The organism is Tangfeifania sp., assembly GCF_055108615.1.
In genome coordinates this window covers 1-13,819 of record NZ_JBSQIC010000095.1, presented here as the reverse complement: position 1 = coordinate 13,819, position 13,819 = coordinate 1, and the positions used below count along the sequence as shown (strand labels likewise).

The 13,819-nt window shown below is 41.9% G+C and carries 12 protein-coding genes; 10 read left to right on the top strand and 2 right to left on the bottom strand.

Annotation, left to right across the window (positions count from 1 at the left end; all coding sequences use genetic code 11):
* The 6 genes from ACTCNA_RS15650 to ACTCNA_RS15625 form a co-directional block, all read left to right on the top strand.
* A partial coding sequence (locus tag ACTCNA_RS15650) for a hypothetical protein (RefSeq protein WP_462948871.1) occupies positions 1 to 400 on the top strand: 400 nt, incomplete at its 5' end.
* Positions 401 to 597: 197 nt separating this feature from the next.
* Positions 598 to 1,173 carry a hypothetical protein gene (locus ACTCNA_RS15645; protein ID WP_139279476.1) on the top strand — a complete coding sequence of 192 codons (576 nt, stop codon included), beginning with the start codon at positions 598 to 600 and terminating at the stop codon, positions 1,171 to 1,173.
* Positions 1,174 to 1,258: 85 nt separating this feature from the next.
* On the top strand, positions 1,259 to 2,059 hold the full coding sequence (locus ACTCNA_RS15640) for a COG1470 family protein (RefSeq protein WP_462948870.1): 801 nt from the start codon (positions 1,259 to 1,261) through the stop codon (positions 2,057 to 2,059).
* Between the two features lie 45 nt (positions 2,060 to 2,104).
* Positions 2,105 to 5,080, top strand: coding sequence for a hypothetical protein (locus tag ACTCNA_RS15635; protein WP_462948869.1), 2,976 nt, complete (start codon positions 2,105 to 2,107; stop codon positions 5,078 to 5,080).
* A 10-nt stretch (positions 5,081 to 5,090) separates the two neighbouring features.
* Positions 5,091 to 5,657, top strand: coding sequence for a hypothetical protein (locus ACTCNA_RS15630; protein WP_462948868.1), 567 nt, complete (start codon positions 5,091 to 5,093; stop codon positions 5,655 to 5,657).
* 26 nt (positions 5,658 to 5,683) lie between these two features.
* Positions 5,684 to 6,190 (top strand): hypothetical protein, encoded by a 507-nt coding sequence (locus ACTCNA_RS15625; protein ID WP_462948867.1) that lies wholly within the window; start codon positions 5,684 to 5,686, stop codon positions 6,188 to 6,190.
* A 51-nt stretch (positions 6,191 to 6,241) separates the two neighbouring features.
* On the opposite strand, the gene ACTCNA_RS15620 is transcribed toward ACTCNA_RS15625, so the two are convergent.
* Positions 6,242 to 8,140: a sulfatase-like hydrolase/transferase gene (locus ACTCNA_RS15620; RefSeq protein WP_462948866.1), complete on the bottom strand. Its 1,899-nt coding sequence runs from the start codon at positions 8,138 to 8,140 to the stop codon at positions 6,242 to 6,244.
* Positions 8,141 to 8,406: 266 nt separating this feature from the next.
* On the opposite strand from ACTCNA_RS15620, the gene ACTCNA_RS15615 reads away from it, so the two are divergent.
* Positions 8,407 to 9,981 carry an AbgT family transporter gene (locus ACTCNA_RS15615; RefSeq protein ID WP_462948865.1) on the top strand — a complete coding sequence of 525 codons (1,575 nt, stop codon included), beginning with the start codon at positions 8,407 to 8,409 and terminating at the stop codon, positions 9,979 to 9,981.
* Positions 9,982 to 10,021: 40 nt separating this feature from the next.
* Here ACTCNA_RS15615 and ACTCNA_RS15610 read toward each other — a convergent pair whose 3' ends face one another.
* Complete coding sequence (locus ACTCNA_RS15610) at positions 10,022 to 10,411, bottom strand: VOC family protein (RefSeq protein ID WP_462948864.1); 390 nt, start codon at positions 10,409 to 10,411, stop codon at positions 10,022 to 10,024.
* A 234-nt stretch (positions 10,412 to 10,645) separates the two neighbouring features.
* Between ACTCNA_RS15610 and ACTCNA_RS15605 the strand changes: the two genes are divergently transcribed.
* From ACTCNA_RS15605 to ACTCNA_RS15595, 3 genes are all read left to right on the top strand, one after another.
* A complete protein-coding gene (locus ACTCNA_RS15605; RefSeq protein ID WP_462948863.1) occupies positions 10,646 to 12,307 on the top strand; it encodes an AMP-binding protein in 1,662 nt (553 codons plus the stop codon).
* A 26-nt stretch (positions 12,308 to 12,333) separates the two neighbouring features.
* A complete protein-coding gene (locus ACTCNA_RS15600) occupies positions 12,334 to 13,575 on the top strand; it encodes an AIR synthase related protein (RefSeq protein ID WP_462948862.1) in 1,242 nt (413 codons plus the stop codon).
* A gap of 18 nt (positions 13,576 to 13,593) precedes the next feature.
* The coding region (locus ACTCNA_RS15595; protein WP_462948861.1) for a nucleotidyltransferase family protein at positions 13,594 to 13,819 on the top strand (226 nt) is incomplete at its 3' end.

Here is a 13,819-nt window from a genome sequence, read left to right as displayed (position 1 = left end):
TCCAACAGCACCCACAACTCCAGGTGAAGGAGTTAGCTTCGAAGGTGTAACCGACAATTCATTGTGGTTGAACTACTCGTCAATTGTAGCTAATGGCAAATCGCGTTCAGTTTCAGCCAAACTTTCTGGCACTCTTCCCGGAGGAACAAGTTTATCAGTTGAGGCGAAAGACCCGACTGGAGGAAAAGGTGACAAAGGAGATGCTGTAAAAAGTGCAAAAGTACTTAGCGGAAAAGCAGTTGATATTGTAACAGGAATTGGAAGTTGTTATACAGGAGTTGGTTCATCAAATGGAGTTAACCTGAGTTACACACTGAAAATGGAAGAAGAAAAGTATAATGAATTGTACCAGTATGATTCTGATGTAACGGTTACTTATACCATTACTGATATGAAATAAAATTGGAATTTATTATAATGTGAAGGCTGTCCGCACCGGGCAGCCTTTTTTTTGCTTTAATTATGCGTGGCTGCAGGGGTTTTCTGTTTTTCTGACGAACCTATCAGCATTTTAGCAGGCACGATATCAGAATTTTATACCCCTGATTTAGGCACAATATATTTTGCGATTATATGTTCAATTGCTTAAATTTGGATATGAAAATCGTGCAGCGCATATTGGTCTTATTTTTAATGGTTTGTTATACAGGTGTTTTGGTGGCACAAGACAATGTATCCAGTCATAAGCTGAATATCGAGGTGCCTGAAGTTGCTCTTCTTGGATTGGTTTCAGAGAACGCTTCCGATATTAGTTTTTCTGCTTCCTCGCCAACCGAAGCCGGAAATGCGATTGATTTTCACAATAATAAGAATCAAAACAATCATATCTGGTTGAACTATTCATCTGTTATTAATAATTCAACCCATCGCCGGAAAATTGTTGCATTTGTGCAGGGGGAAATGCCCAAAGGTATGCATTTAAAAGTGAAAGCCTCAGAAGCAGAAGGTTCTGGTAAAGGTAAACTGGGGCATCCTGCCGGGGAAATCCTCCTTTCGGATAAACCCGCCGAAATCATTTCCGGTATTGGAAGTTGCTACACCGGTAAAGGTGTCAATAATGGCCATGTACTTACCTATGAATTGGAATACGACCAGGACTCTCCAACTTATGCCGGATTAAGTACAGAACCGACCACTTTTAATGTGATCTATACCCTAACCGATCATAATTAGTTATTGAATTATTGTTGTATTAATGCTAAAGATTAATATTTTAGCAGTAATTTATTAATTGGTAAAATCCCGTAAAATCTTTAAAATGGACGAAAATATCGTTAAGAGGTTTATTTTTATCGCTATCTTTTTATTTGCTCCCGTTGCAATGCTCAATGCAACTATAGTTGTTTTAAATGGGTTAACCCACGAGAATCAGGTTCAGCCCGGGGAAACTTACCGGGGGGTAATTGAAGTGCAAAATACCGGCGATGTTGAAAAGGGAGTAAGGGTTTACATACGGGACTACTGGTTTTCTTATTCGGGAGAAAGCAGACACGACCCGGGAGGTACGCTTGAACGGTCGAATGCCAATTGGACCAATTACAACCCTGAATTGCTAAATCTTGGAGCCGGAGAAAAAGCAACAATTGACTTTGAAGTGCATGTGCCTGAAAATGATTCACTGACAGGCACTTACTGGAGTGTGATAATGGTGGAGGGAATTACAAAACCAGATACCACACGCAGGACAGGCGTTACAATAAACACAGCCATCAGGTATGCAGTTCAGATTATTACAAATATCGGTAATTCAGGAACCCGCGATATTCAATTCCTTGGATTGGATGTTGCCCGCCAAAACGAAAATAATATACTGGATGTTTTTATTGAAAATACAGGCGAACGGTTATTACGACCTGAATTGGCACTGGAATTATTCGATGAAGCGGGAAACTCGGCAGGCATTGTTAAAGCTGATGCACGAAAAGTTTATCCCGGCACTTCAGTTGAAATTTCAATTGATTTAGAGGGGATTAAACCAGGGAGATACACTGGGGTACTTGTTGCAGATTGCGATGAGGATCATGTTTTTGGTACAAACGTTTCGTTTGAGCTAATGTAAATGTTGAATAAGTTTTTTAGTATATTTTTTTTTGTTTTGCTGGGGATGCATTCATTAAATGCTCAGCAAACCGAAATTATTGCAATTGAGTCGTTAAAAGATGATGTCCATTTACAGCCGGAAGAGATTTTTAATCAAACCTACTTTATTGCCAATAACGGAGAAGCTGAAAAGGATTTAGCAATTTCATTGCAGGTTCCCGACGAATGGAAAGTAATACAAAAGATTCAGCAGATTTCATTAAAACCATCAGCAAAAAAGCTGGTGATTTTTTCCATCCAGGTTCCATCTGGATTCCCCGTAGGAGAGCACCCCATTGATTTATATGCTATTGAAAAAGGTAGTGACGATACGCTTTCTGTCAGGCGAAATGTATTGAAGGTAAATGAGATAGAAAGCGTGTCGCTGCATTTTGTAAAGGCACCTGAGATAATTGTTGCAGGGGAACAGCTTGAAGCAACTTACCTCCTGCAAAACAATGGCAATACTTCTAAAAAGGTGTACATCGATACTTATAATTGTGACGTGAAAGGTTCCGCAGAAATTCAGGTAGAACCCGGGCAGTCGGTTCCGTTTACTGTTTATAATTTAACTTCCGAAGAGCTTTTGGAGCCCCGAGAAATAAATTACACTGTTCGGGCTTTACTATCAGGAGAGATTGCAGAAAGTGTTTTCCGATCGTTTAAAGTTTTTCCTTCAAAAACAACAAGGAAAGATTTATTTTTCCGATATCCTGTAACTGCCTCTGCTACTTACCTGGCTTCTAATCGAAATGAAAAGTATGAAAAGGCCTGGCAGTTCGAGCTTCAGGGAGAAGGTGCACTCGATCCTGAAGGGAACCACCACCTTGAGTTTTTGGCGCGCGGCCCCAATAATACAAACCTCAGTTTTTTGGGATTGTATGACCAGTATTATATTGGTTATTCAAATAAAAATCTGGAGTTTTTTGTGGGCGAAAGAGCCTACTCGTTTACACCGCTTACTGAGTCGTCCCGATTTGGGATGGGTGCCGAAAATAAAATAATTTTCAATAACGGCTTGTTTTTCGGCTTTTTATGGGTGAAGCCTCGTTACTACGAAAAAATTGAAAGTGAAATTGCCGGTTATACTGGGTATAAAATAAATGATGACAATGAATTCAGGGGATATTACATTTCGAAAAAGATGGAGGACAGCCCCGAATCGGTTCAGTTGGCAAGTATTTCAGCTGCCTTAAAACCTTTTGAAAGCGTGAGCTTCGATCTGGAATATTCAAAGGGGATTTCTCCGGAAAACTCAGATGATGCATTCCGTGCCAATGTGAATTCCCATTTTTCAATTTTTAGTTTGTCGGGGAACTATTTTTATACTGGTAAAAATTATCCCGGTTATTATTCGAATTCCACTTTTTATTCAGGAAATTTGTCGGCCAACCTCACTGATAAGCTGAGTCTGGGTGTTTACACCAAAGAAGATTTCAGAAATGCGGCCCTCGATACTTTTTTTGTTACTGCACCCTATTCGAAATCGTTTCAAACTTTTTTAAATTACAATGTTGCAACCCGTGCACATTTAAAATTTTATCTGCGCGAGTATGAAAGGAAGGACCGCTTGGTACAGGATAAATTTCATTACAGAACACGTTCTTTAAACACCCGTTTTAGTCATCGTTTCAGAAAAATAAATTACAGCTTGCTTGGCGAATTTGGTGAAACCACCAACTTGTTGCAGGGAGATGGCGAAAACCGGCAGGAAACTTACCGGGCTTCAGCTAATTTTGCTTACCAGTTTAATCCTTCTCATTCAGTGAGGGCTTTTGGAAGCTGGTCGAATGTAAACAGTTTTATTACCGGGGAGCAACGCAATCTGACTGCCGGTCTTTCGGTTACGAGCCAGATTGGGAAAAATTTCAATGCCAACTTTTACCTTCAAAATGCCTATAATATTGACGATTATTTCAGAAACCGGAATTTAATGCAACTGAATCTGGATTATACTTTTCTGAGGAAACATACACTTTCGTTGCGCAGTTTTTATACACTTTTCAGACAACAAACTGAAAATCCTGATTTTACATTTTCTCTGAATTATGCTTTCAACCTGGGTGTGCCCTTAAAACAGATAATTAGGGCAGGCGACCTTAAAGGCCGGATAACATACGAAAACGGCGAACCGGCAGAAGGAGTTATTTTGAATCTGCATAATAAAACAACCATTACCGACGAAAATGGAGAATTCTGGTTCCGAACCATTCAACCCGGACGTGCCCTGCTTTCAATCAATCGGGATAAAATGAAAATTAATGAGATTACCAATATTCCTATGCCGATTGAAGTGGATATTATTGAGGACGAAATTATTAGCCTGAACTTTAAAATTACTGAAGGTGCAAAGTTAACTGGTTCTTTTGAGGTACAAAAAAGTAGTATTTCGGTATTAAAAAACGAAGAGGTGGAAACAGGAAATATTATTGTAGAATTGAAAAACGATTTTGAAGAATACCGAATTACAACCAACAACGATGGTCGTTTTTCGTTCCCCATCGTCAGGCCCGGGGAATGGACTTTCAAAATTTACACCACTTCAATTCCGGGAGGATATGAAATTGAGAAATCAGTCTATCAGCTGGATTTTCAACCCGGAGAAAAAATGGAATTGCCAATAAAATTGAAATCAAAAAAGAGAAATATAATATTTAAATCGACTGATAGTACGCTTACCCCGCTTACTCCAGGTAAAGAAACTTCTCCTTCAGCGAAAAATGAAAGTGACCATCAGCTTCGGGAAAAGAAAGAATCGAGGTTTTATTCTGTACAAATTGGTGCTTTTAGCCGAAAAGTGCCGGATGATTCAAGCTATTTCGAAGAAGAACAATTTGATTTCGTGAAACAAATTGATAACTTTCATAAATATTTTAAGGGGAAGTTCAACTCAGTTGAAGAGGCTGAAAAAGAAAGAAAAAGGCTGGAGAAATTCTTTAGGAATCCATTTATAGTTATTATAGAAAACAATAAAGTTGTTCCCTGGGATGGGAATGAATAAATCTGATAAAATGAAGAAAGTATCATTTTTTATTTGGTTCGCATATTTTTTACTTTTGCTGAGTGCCAAAGCATCCGCGCAAGTGGAAGAAGCAGAGGCTAATGTTTACTTTGAACTCCCTCAGGTTGCGCTCGTTGATATTGAACCAGACTTGGACAACAGCATACATTTCAGCGTAAATACATCGGCCGAATCGGGCGAGTCTCCTTTTTGGGAATTGCCGGCAAACAATGATTTGTGGATAAATTACTCTTCCTCACTGAGAACTGCCCAAAATTCGCGCTCCATTGTGGCTGAAATTTCGCAGGGCGATATTCCCGAAGGAATACGATTTTATTTGGAAGCGTCAACCTTTTCCGGCGCCGGAGGTTCAGGCCAGGTTGGGCAGCCTTCCGGGAGAATTGAACTGAACAGCCAGCCACGGCCAATTATTACGAATATCGGAAATTGTTACACAGGTGATGGGATAAATAACGGGCACCGGCTTTCATTTTCCATCGACGTTTCAGATTATTCAAGGGTTTATTCAGTTGACGAATCCAGCTTTGTTGTATTGTACACGATTACCGATAATTGATTATTTTAATGAAACAGCTCATCATAATGAAAAGGACAATTCTTTTAGTAGCGTTTATTTTTACGGCAAATTATATTTTGGGGCAGGATTTGAGAATTGAAGTTTCAGGGGACGCCAATTTCGAAAATGCCCAATATGTTGTTACCGAGGCCGGCGAAAATTTCCCGTCGTCGATTACCAGTAGTTCATCAATATATCTTTCTCTCAATTACAGAAGTATTTGGGATGGTATTTTTGGGCGTGATATCCCATGGCAGATCTTTATACATAAATCAGATCTTGAATGGAACAACAATCTTGATTTGCAAATCCTGAGAGATGGAAATGGAAGCAGAGCTTCTATATTGGGCCCTAATCCGGTAGTAACCAGTGGGGTAAACTACCAATCTATAACTAACAACCCTAGCTTTTTTTTTCGAGGGCGTTATGGTGTTTTAAATATCCCACTGAATTTAAAATTGAGTGGTGCATCTCTTACTATGGGGGCCCGGCAATTTGAAACACGTGTTGTGTTTACCGTTTACGACGATTGAGAGAGGAGTCAGCTATAAACTGTCATTTTTCGTTTGCCTTGGCAGTCGCAGCTACCAGGCAAATTCAATATCATATTCACCGGGATTCAGGCCCCATTTTTCAATTAGCCATTTTGCTGAACGCATATCGTATTTGTTGCGGGTATTCGATTCTGCTTTGTGAATCATTTGTACAACCCCTTCCACAATTTCGGGGCTTTTGTCCCCGATGCAGTCAATCACGTTCAATGCATGACACCGTGCAAATTCATTGGGATTTTTCAGAACTGAAAGCAATGCCTTTTTCGCAGCCTCATTTTCTCCCAGATTATAAAGCGTTTCAGCGGCCACATTAACTACGCTGGCTGATTCATCGTTCAACGCCTCTTTTAATTCAGGAAGTGCAGGCCGGGCATCCTCTTTTAAAATTAAAAGTCCGGTGGCTCCCCAGTACCGGATAGCCGGTTCTTTGTTTTTTAAATAAGATTTCAGCACCTCCAGATTTTCCGGTTTGCCGAGTGTGGCTGTTTCAGCAGCTTCAATTATTGGTTCGAGTTCAATTTTCCTGGAGCGCATGTAATCATAAGTGGGCATTTCTCCGGCACGGTCAATGCGGTCGGCTTCGGGAATAAATCCGGTGTCTTTTATGCGGCCCACCCACTCACGGTTGGCGCTGCGCATTCTTTTCTGCACCTTTTCATATTCCGGATTTCCGGCCAGATTATTGACTTCCCACGGATCGTTTTCCGTATCGTATAATTCTTCAACAGGTTTCGGTTCCCAAAACCGGCTTTGTGTTTCGGTGCATTCGCCATTTTTATATGCCTCCTCCCACGACCTGATGGAAGGTGCTCTCCACAAGTATTCCAGGTGCTGGCCGTAAATCCGGTAGGGCATATAATTCCTGATGTAGCGAAATTTTTGGTCACGCACTGCGCGGCTCATGTCGTAACGTTCGTCCATGCGTCCACGAAACATATAGGCATACTCTGGAGCTTCAGTTTTTTGGTTGCCCAAAAATGCATTTCCCTGCATCCAGTCGGCAATTTTAATTCCGGCAATGCTCAACAAAGTTGGCGCAAGGTCAACAAAACTGATGAGCCGGTCCACTTTTGAACCAGGTTTTTTTTCAGGAAACAGGTGTTTGTATTTTTCGGGAATGCGAACAATAAACGGCACACGCGTTCCGGTTTCGTAAACATAGCGTTTGCTGCGGGCAACAACGCCACCGTGGTCGCCGTAGTAAAAAACGATGGTGTTTTCGGCAAGTCCGGCCTCTTCCAGCTCCTGCAACCATTTCCCAATTTGGGAATCCATATCTTCCACTTTGTCGTAGTACTGTGCCCAGTCGTGTTTCATGGCCGGTGTGACCGGGTGATGTGGCGGGATTGGTACTTCTTTGGGGCTGTGCCGTAGTTGTTCGTTGGGGATGGAATCGTGCAGCGAACTTTCATGCGAAATAGTAGTATTGAAAACAGCAAAAAAAGGTTGCCCCGGCTCCCGGTTTTTGTAGTGTGCATCGCGGCTGCTTTCGTCCCAGATTTCATCCGGATCGATACTGTTGGTATTGTAATCGGTTTTTGAATTGTTGGTGCAGTAATAGCCGGCTTCGCGTAAAAATTCAGGATAGGTTTTTATAGTTTCAGAAATGGGGTAATAACTGCGCATATGCTGATTTCCGCCCGAATTGGCATATACACCGGTAATGATGGTGTTTCGGGCCGGGGCGCAAACAGGCGCATTGGCGTAGGCGTGTGTGTATAAAAATCCCTCAGAAGCCAGCTTGTCGAGGTTGGGGGTGGTGGCAAACTCATCGCCGTAGCAGCCTAAAAACGGACTGTTGTCTTCGCTGGTCAGCCACAAAATGTTGGGAAGTTCTTCAGGTACTTTTTCCCCACAACCGGTTAAAAATTGAGCCGATATTAGTACAATGAAAAAAAGGAAACCAAAGGTCAGGCTTTTAGTTTTCATGCTGCAAATCGATTTAGTTGAAATGAATTCAAAATTAACGAATTGGAAAGAAACCAAAAAATTAATACATGAAATGATTCAAAATGGATTTTTAAAGGACTTTCTGCACTTAAATTTTCATGAATCGAATACTTTTGTTTTGCCAGGACAAAAAATTATTGTTTTTTGTGATTTGATGCAATTAAATTACCTGATAAAAGCGGTTTTCTATAAATCACTTTTTTTACTAAAATGAGCGAGTAACAAATTGTTAAAACACAGACTTTATGGCAAAGAGCGAGAAGAAAAAAAATGATTTTTTTAAGCGTGTATTAGATAAAGTTGAAGTTGTGGGCAATAAGCTGCCACAGCCTGTGACTTTGTTTGCCCTGCTAATGATAATAACCCTTCTGCTTTCATTTGTTTTTGGAGGCGTTTCGGTCGATCACCCGGGCAAAGAAGCTGGCATGATTGGCCCCGATGGCGATCCCGTGGATAAAATAGATGTTGTAAACCTGCTGTCGCGCGATGGAGTACAAATGATTTTTACCCGGATGGTTGAAACATTTGCCAACTTCCCGCCCCTTGGTTTAGTGCTTGTAGTAATGTTGGGCATTGGTGTTGCTGAACATACCGGAATGATATCGGTGGGGTTGCGCCTTTTTGTTTCCAAAGTGCCCAAAACAATTATTACTTTCTCTATTGTGGTTGCAGGAATGGTTAGCTCTGTAGCCGCCGACGCAGGTTATGTTGTGCTGATTCCGCTTGGTGGAGCCATTTTTCTGGGAATGGGGCGACATCCGCTGGCAGGTATAGGAGCCGCTTTCGCCGGAGTTTCGGGAGGTTTCGGAGCCAATTTTCTCCCCACCGGGCTCGACCCAATGATTGCCGCTTTTACCGAGCCGGCGGCCCAAATTATCGATCCGGAATATACCGTGAATCCGCTTTCCAACTACTATCTTATGGCTGCATCAGTTCCGTTTATCGGGCTTATTGGAACGTGGGTTACCGAAAAAATACTGGTGCCGCGGCTTGGGCCGTACAAACCTTCTTCCGACCTGGAAATTGATGAAGAAACTCCCATCACCCGGCAAGAAGTTAAAGCACTGAAATGGTCATTTGCAGCTACCCTTGCAGTGCTTGCACTGTTCATGCTTACAATCATTCCCGCTGATGGATTGTTGCGGGGAGAAGTTGATCCTGAAACCGGCTCCAGAAGTTTCCAACCTTTTTACGACTCGCTGGTACCCATAATGTTTATTGTGTTTTTTGTGGCCGGTTTGGTTTATGGTATTGTTGCCAAAACCATTAAAACCGATAAAGATGTGGCCGACATGACCGCTAAAAGCATGTCAACCATGGGAATGTACATTGTTATTGCTTTTGTGGCAGCTCAGTTTGTAGCCTATTTCAACTGGTCGAACCTGGGAAGCGTGCTGGCCGTTAAAGGTTCCGATGGTCTCAAGGCTATTGGTTTTACCGGAGGGCCGCTGCTTGTCGCTTTTATAATTGTGTCGTCGCTGGTAAATCTTGTAATGGGAAGCGCCTCTGCAAAATGGGCCCTGCTGGCCCCCATATTTGTGCCCATGCTCATGCTTATGGGTTACTCCCCTGAAACAACACAGGCAGCCTACCGTATAGGCGACTCGTACTCCAACATTCTGACACCGTTGTTGCCCTACTTTCCGCTGGTCATTGTTTTTGCACAGAAGTATGTAAAAAAGGTGGGCATTGGTACACTCATTTCCATGATGTTGCCTTATGCCATAGCGTTTGCTTTAGTAAGGATACCAATGTTACTGGTGTGGATTTGGGCCAAACTTCCTCTGGGAATTGAAGGGCCGATATATTATACTCCCTGATATAAAATTATCGAATAGCGGGGGTATTAATCCATCCCTGCTATTCGATAATTTCCACGTGGTTCCCGTCCGGGTCGAGCACAGCACTTTCGTAATAGCCGTCACCGGTGATGCGGGGTTCGCCAACAATTCTGAAACCATCGCTTCGCAGTTCTTCAGTTAATTGGTTAACTGCTTGTCTTGAGCCCACACTGATTGCAAAATGAGCCAGGCCTGTATATTGTTTTGCCGGGTCGTTTTTCGATTTTGGAATATTGGGCATTTCCATAATTTCAAGCCGGCAGTCGCCACCGAATGTAAGAAAATAGGACCTGAATTCTTTGGAGTGGTTATAATAAATTTCAGAGGAAGAAGCATCGAAATAATGCGCATAAAAATTGCGCAACGATTCAAGGTTGAAAGTCCAAATTGCAAGATGGTCTATTTTCATATTTAGGTTAATTAATGATTTACCAAATTAACAAAATCAGTCCGGATATAAAATTATTGAACTTTGATTGTTATTTCATCAAATAAAAAATATTTCTTTGCAAGATGTTAAAAATAGTTTAAAATTCCCGTAAAAGAACTTTCAGGCAGGTTTATTGTTACTTTTGACCGGAAACAACAATAAAGGGACGGCGTTATTTTATTAATACGCAGGAATTTAAATACCCGTAAAAAGATGAATAATACAACAAAATATACTATCCCCGCAATGCTGCAGGAATCGGTAAGTAAGTTCGCTGATAAAACTTCACTGGTTTATGCAGGTGAAAGCAAATATACTTACCAGGAGCTGGGAGAAGATGTGAAACGGGTTGCCGCTTTGCTAAAAAAACATGGTGTTCAACCGGGCGACAAGGTTGCCATTTTAAGCCCCAATATGCCCAACTGGGGAATTGCTTTTTTCTCAATATCATGGATTGGTGCTACGGCAGTGCCTATTTTGCCCGATTTTCATTCAAACGAAATTGAATCGATAATCGAACATTCAGAAACAAAAACGCTGTTCGTTTCAGAATCATTGTACAGCAGCTTGAATGAAAACACCATTAACAAACTCGGAAAAATTATTTTGGTCGATTGTTTTGCTTTAATACCGAAAGGAACTCCCAAAGAAAAATTAAAATCATTTGAAACTGAATTACCCGAACCAGCTGAGTTATTGCCGGCAGAAGTAAACGAAGAAGATCTGGCTTCCATAATCTATACCTCCGGAACTACCGGAAACTCAAAAGGTGTAATGCTCACTCATAAAAACCTGATGTGGACCTCCGAAAAAAGTTACACCCTGCAGGATATTAGTGAAACCGACCGTTTCCTTTCGGTATTGCCGCTGTCGCACACCTTTGAAAATACACTTGGCTTTCTTTTTCCTGTGCGGTTTGGAGCTTCGGTACACTACCTGAGAAAGCCTCCGGTTGCATCGGTGTTATTGCCGGCGCTCAAAAAAGTTCAACCCACAATTATGCTGGTGGTCCCGCTGATTATCGAAAAAGTATTCAAAGCAAAAATAAATCCTAAGTTCCAGAAAACGAAAGCCATGCGCACGCTCTATTCCATTCCGGCAATACGGAAGGTTTTACACCGTGTAGCAGCCCGGAAACTATACCAGACTTTTGGCGGCCAACTTCGCTTTTTTGGAATTGGCGGCGCAAAGCTGGACGGTACGGTTGAACGGTTTTTATACGAAGGAAAGTTCCCATACGCCATTGGGTACGGTCTTACCGAAACATCGCCGTTGCTTGCAGGAGCTGTTGGCAAAAACAGGAAATTAGGCTCAACCGGAATTGCTATGGATGGTGTTCAGCTCCGCCTGGGCGATGTTGACCCGGCAACCGGAGAAGGCGAAATTCAGGCCAAAGGCAACAACGTAATGAAAGGGTATTACAAAGCACCGGAAATTACAAAAGAAGTGTTTACAGAAGATGGCTGGTTTAAGACCGGTGACAAAGGGAAATTCGACAAAAATAATTTCCTCTATATTAAAGGGCGCATTAAAACCATGATTGTGGGTGCCAGCGGGGAAAATATTTATCCTGAAGAAATTGAGTCAGTAATAAATAAAATGCGATTTGTGCTCGAGTCGCTGGTTATCGAAAAGAAGGGAAAACTGGTAGCAATGGTTCACCTGAATGCCGACGAAGTTGAACAGCATTTTAAAAATCTCAGAGCCGATGCGCAGCAATATTTTTCTGACAAATATGATGATGTCCTGGAAGAAATTCAAAATAAAGTAAATGCCGAGGTGAATAAATTCTCAAGGCTCCAACGCGTTGTTCTTCAGCCCAGCCCGTTTGAAAAAACGCCAACGCAAAAAATTAAACGGTTTTTATACGCTTAGCGCTAAAGAAAAAAAGGAAAGTCACGATGCGGCTTTCCTTTTTTATTTTAGATGAGCAGATTTTGCTAATTTTGTACCCGCAAAAACCGAATAAAGAAATGGTTATAGAATCGAGATACAGCACCAGGGGGGTTTCAGCATCGAAAGAAGATGTACACAACGCCATAAAAAACATCGACAAAGGATTGTTTCCCAATGCCTTCTGTAAGATTGTGCCCGATGTTTTGGGTGGTGATCTGGCGTGGTGCAACATTATGCATGCCGATGGTGCCGGCACTAAATCGGCACTGGCTTATATGTACTGGAAAGAAACCGGCGACCTTTCGGTGTGGAAAGGAATTGCCCAGGATGCGCTGATAATGAACATCGACGACTTGCTGTGCGTGGGCGCAACCGACAATATTCTCGTTTCGTCAACCATTGGCCGGAACAAAAACAAAATTCCCGGCGAAGTGATTTCCGCCATTATTAACGGAACCGAAGAACTGCTCGCGAATTTGCGGGAACTGGGAATTTCAGCCTGGTCAACCGGCGGCGAAACAGCCGATGTGGGCGACTTGGTCAGGTCCATTATTGTGGATTCCACGGTAGTTGCCCGGATGAAACGCGACGATGTAATTTCTGCTGATAAAATTTCGGCCGGCGATGTCATTGTTGGGCTTTCCTCTTCGGGGCAGGCAACTTACGAAAACAGCTATAATGGCGGTATGGGCAGCAACGGGCTCACATCGGCCCGCCACGATGTTTTTGCCAACTACCTCGCCGAAAAATATCCCGAAAGTTTCGACCCGGAAGTTCCCGGGGGACTGGTTTATTCCGGGAAGTACAAATTGACAGACAAAATTGAAAGAATAGGTTTAAATGCCGGCCAACTGGTTTTATCGCCAACAAGAACTTATGCTCCTGTGATTAAAAAAGTACTGGAAAAATTCAGAAAAAATATTTCAGGGATGATCCACTGCTCGGGCGGGGCACAAACCAAAGTGCTGCATTTTGTGGAGAATGTTCATGTGGTGAAAGACAATATGTTTCCGGTTCCGCCGCTGTTCAGAATTATTCAGGAGCAGTCGGGAACAAGCTGGCAGGAAATGTACAAGGTGTTTAACATGGGCCACCGGTTCGAAATTTATACCAGTCCGGATGTGGCTGAAGAAATTATTTCTATTTCTAAATCGTTCAACATTGAAGCACAAATTGTGGGCAGAGTTGAACCTTTTGAAGGGGAGAAACTGACAATAAATGCAGGGGAAGAAGAGTTTGTTTACTAAGTGTTTTTCGAATTTTAAATGGATAAATTAATTACATCAAATATCGATAAGCTGAAGGATTTATTCGAAAAGAATAAAATACAGAAAGCCTTTGTTTTTGGCTCTGCTGTTTCAGGTAATTTTGATGAAAAAAGTGACATTGATTTTCTGATTCGCTTTCAATCGGATTTAGATCCTTTGGAAAAAGGAGAATTATGGTGGAATCTGCACGATAGACTAAGAGATTTTTTTAACCGTGAGATAG

What these genes read in the sequence shown, in the direction of transcription:
- ACTCNA_RS15645 (WP_139279476.1), top strand. Translation starts at nt 598, where the DNA reads ATGAAAATCGTGCAGCGCATATTGGTCTTATTTTTAATGGTTTGTTAT.
- ACTCNA_RS15640 (WP_462948870.1), top strand. Translation starts at nt 1,259, where the DNA reads ATGGACGAAAATATCGTTAAGAGGTTTATTTTTATCGCTATCTTTTTA.
- ACTCNA_RS15635 (WP_462948869.1), top strand. Translation starts at nt 2,105, where the DNA reads ATGCATTCATTAAATGCTCAGCAAACCGAAATTATTGCAATTGAGTCG.
- ACTCNA_RS15630 (WP_462948868.1), top strand. Translation starts at nt 5,091, where the DNA reads ATGAAGAAAGTATCATTTTTTATTTGGTTCGCATATTTTTTACTTTTG.
- ACTCNA_RS15625 (WP_462948867.1), top strand. Translation starts at nt 5,684, where the DNA reads ATGAAAAGGACAATTCTTTTAGTAGCGTTTATTTTTACGGCAAATTAT.
- ACTCNA_RS15620 (WP_462948866.1), bottom strand. Translation starts at nt 8,140, where the DNA reads ATGAAAACTAAAAGCCTGACCTTTGGTTTCCTTTTTTTCATTGTACTA.
- ACTCNA_RS15615 (WP_462948865.1), top strand. Translation starts at nt 8,407, where the DNA reads ATGGCAAAGAGCGAGAAGAAAAAAAATGATTTTTTTAAGCGTGTATTA.
- ACTCNA_RS15610 (WP_462948864.1), bottom strand. Translation starts at nt 10,411, where the DNA reads ATGAAAATAGACCATCTTGCAATTTGGACTTTCAACCTTGAATCGTTG.
- ACTCNA_RS15605 (WP_462948863.1), top strand. Translation starts at nt 10,646, where the DNA reads ATGAATAATACAACAAAATATACTATCCCCGCAATGCTGCAGGAATCG.
- ACTCNA_RS15600 (WP_462948862.1), top strand. Translation starts at nt 12,334, where the DNA reads ATGCGGCTTTCCTTTTTTATTTTAGATGAGCAGATTTTGCTAATTTTG.